The sequence below is a fragment of the Bacillus sp. AP50 genome (assembly GCF_040492675.1).
Classification (GTDB): Bacteria; Bacillota; Bacilli; order Bacillales; family Bacillaceae_G; genus Bacillus_A; species Bacillus_A cereus.
The window spans coordinates 1-2,603 of sequence record NZ_JBEUTW010000217.1 but is presented as its reverse complement, the minus strand read 5'-3'; the positions used below and the strand labels follow the sequence as shown (position 1 = coordinate 2,603).

Below are 2,603 nucleotides of genomic sequence, written 5' to 3'. Positions count from 1 at the left end.
AAATACTACAATCGCTACGATAAAAATACAAAGCGCTACAGCAGTTAAACTTATACTTACCGGCCATATATTATATGATCCTTCAGCAATTTCTTTCGGACGAAACAGCGTGAATAATGATAGGTTTTTCATCCATTCTAACTTATCACTTAACTTCCCTACCATATCCAATACGAAAAATAAGATAGTTAAACTCGCTGAATAACTTAGTGCTTTTCTTTCGTCATTACATATACAAGAAAAGAAAAATGAATAGGCACTAACGACTAAAAATATGAGCCCTCCGACTACATTTATCTTCAAAAATAATTCTTTATTTAAGTTATTATCCTCTAAAAACCATTCAGCACCTACTATACCCGCTACATACGTAACCGCTACAATAATCAGTAGTCCTAATATAAGAATAGCCGCTTGCGTAATTGCGATTCGTACTCTAGATACAGGCGTTGCTAGCAAGTATGCCATTGCTCCTTTATCTACATGACGAGCAATTAAATGTGTCGCAACTGTTACGCAAAAAATTGTTAAAATGATAATAAACAATAGACTATAGTATTCGCCCGCTAGAAAATCCATTACGTTTTGAATCGGACTTTCCATACCAACGATTTTTTTCACACTATCAGGCATGGCACCTATTAATTCATTTAGCCCTTTTGCTGATACCATTGACGGGAATATCCAAATTAATAACCACAGATATAAAGCTGCACCAGACGCATAACTCAAAATACTTTTTTGTGTTTCTTTCAAACTAGCTAAAAATAATTGCTTATTCATGCGTTATCCCTTCTTTCTTATCGTAATAATGCATAAATAAATGTTCTAAATCCATCGCTCTCGTTTGAAGTGCCGTTACATTGTAGTTTGAAAGTGTTTGTAAAACAGTTTGATAGTTTCCTTGTACAATGATAGATGCCTCTCTGCCTTTTACCGCTTCAAATTGCAAATTACACTTTGTAAGAGACTCAATCTCTTCTTGTGATGATACTGTTACATCTATCACCTGTCTTCTCATACTTTGTAAATCGTGAATATTTTCAACCGTTACGAGTCGACCATCTTTAATAATAGCTACTCTGTCACAAGTTCTCTCAATTTCAGTGAAAATATGCGAAGACATAAGAATTGTTTTTCCTCTTTGCTTTTCCTCTAATATTAAATCTATAAACACTTGCTGCATAAGTGGATCAAGTCCAGATGTTGGCTCATCTAAAATTAACACCTCTGGATCGTGCATAAATGCAGCGACTATCCCTACTTTTTGCTTCATTCCTTTAGACATTTTGCGAATCGGTGTTTTCACATCAAATTGCAGAAGCTCTATCAGTTCATCTCGTCTTTTCGTATCCTTTAATCCACGCATTCCTTGCATTAATTTTAAAAACTCTAATCCGTTCATTCCTTCAATAAAAGAAATTTCACCCGGTAGATAACCAACTTCCCTTTGAATTTTCGCTGCTTCATTCCAACAATCTAATCCAAAAATTGTCGCTTTACCAGCTGTCGGTTTTATAAATCCCATTAAATTACGAATCGTCGTTGATTTTCCGGCACCATTCGGTCCTAAATAACCAAATACTTCTCCCTCTTTTACATCAAATGTAATATGAAACAAACCTTTTCCATTCGAAAACTGTTTTGTGACATCTTGAACTGAAATCATAATTCCACCTCATTTTTTGAAATATTTAATGTGTGATATTTCAAAATCATTGTACTCCTCATCTTTCATATTCGCAACAACTTTTTGAAATATTTATCAGTCCATATTTCAAAATTATTGTTTTCCATTATTTTTTCTTGTATATTTTAAGTGAGGTGATTGCATTGAACGGCTTTGAAAGAGTAAAAGAAAAGAAAAAGCGTGCCATTAAAGAAGCAGCATTCTTATTATTTTCAGAACGTGGATTTAATGAAGTGAAAATAGAACATATCGCAAAAGAAGCAAACGTTTCTCAAGTTACAATTTATAATCATTTCGGAAGTAAAGATGCGTTATTTAGGGAGCTTATACAAGAATTTATCATATCTGAATTTCAATATTATAAAGAGCTTGCAGAAGAAAAATTACCTTTTCATGATATGATGCAAAAAATGATTGTAAGAAAAATGAATACTGGCGGATTATTTCAACCTGATATGTTACTACAAATGATGCAAAGGGACGAAGAACTCCGTAAGTTTATTTATAGTTATCAAAATGAAAAAATCCTACCCTGGTATTTAGAAATATTAGAACGAGCTCAGCGCAAAAACGAAATTAATCCACACCTTACTAAAGAAATGATGTTACTTTACATTCAAATGTTTACAAAATTAGGTGATGAATTTGGAGCACAACTTCTTGAAGGAGATCGGGAAAAACATATAAAAGATATCGTTACGATGTTCTTCTATGGTCTTTCTGTTCCACAAAAGTAATTTTTCTAAAGAACAAATAAAATCACCAAAAAGCCCTTTGGATATTTAAATCGCAAGGGCTTTTTCATATCAAAAAATGACTAAAACTAACTTTATCTTAAAGAAGTTAAATGCTGCTTTATAGATAACACCTTATTATAGATTAACTCTTTTAGCATCACAGGCTGAATTGAAAT

3 protein-coding genes and 1 pseudogene are annotated in these 2,603 nt (G+C 32.8%); 1 reads left to right on the top strand and 3 read right to left on the bottom strand.

The window, feature by feature from the left end; all coding sequences use genetic code 11:
• Together ABWK52_RS17000 and ABWK52_RS16995 are read right to left on the bottom strand one after the other, a co-directional pair.
• Nucleotides 1-783: ABC transporter permease subunit (locus ABWK52_RS17000; protein ID WP_353772018.1), on the bottom strand; the 783-nt coding region annotated here is incomplete at its 3' end.
• Nucleotides 776-1,669 (bottom strand): ABC transporter ATP-binding protein, encoded by an 894-nt coding sequence (locus ABWK52_RS16995; RefSeq protein ID WP_098542279.1) that lies wholly within the window; start codon nt 1,667-1,669, stop codon nt 776-778. The genes ABWK52_RS16995 and ABWK52_RS17000, both read right to left, overlap by 8 nt.
• Nucleotides 1,670-1,824: 155 nt before the next feature.
• Here ABWK52_RS16995 and ABWK52_RS16990 point away from each other — a divergent pair, with 155 nt between their 5' ends.
• Nucleotides 1,825-2,427: a TetR/AcrR family transcriptional regulator gene (locus tag ABWK52_RS16990; protein WP_002005560.1), complete on the top strand. Its 603-nt coding sequence runs from the start codon at nt 1,825-1,827 to the stop codon at nt 2,425-2,427.
• Nucleotides 2,428-2,519: 92 nt separating this feature from the next.
• Here the strand turns inward: ABWK52_RS16990 and ABWK52_RS16985 are convergent.
• Nucleotides 2,520-2,603, bottom strand: a pseudogene (locus ABWK52_RS16985) (DeoR family transcriptional regulator); the annotation flags it as partial.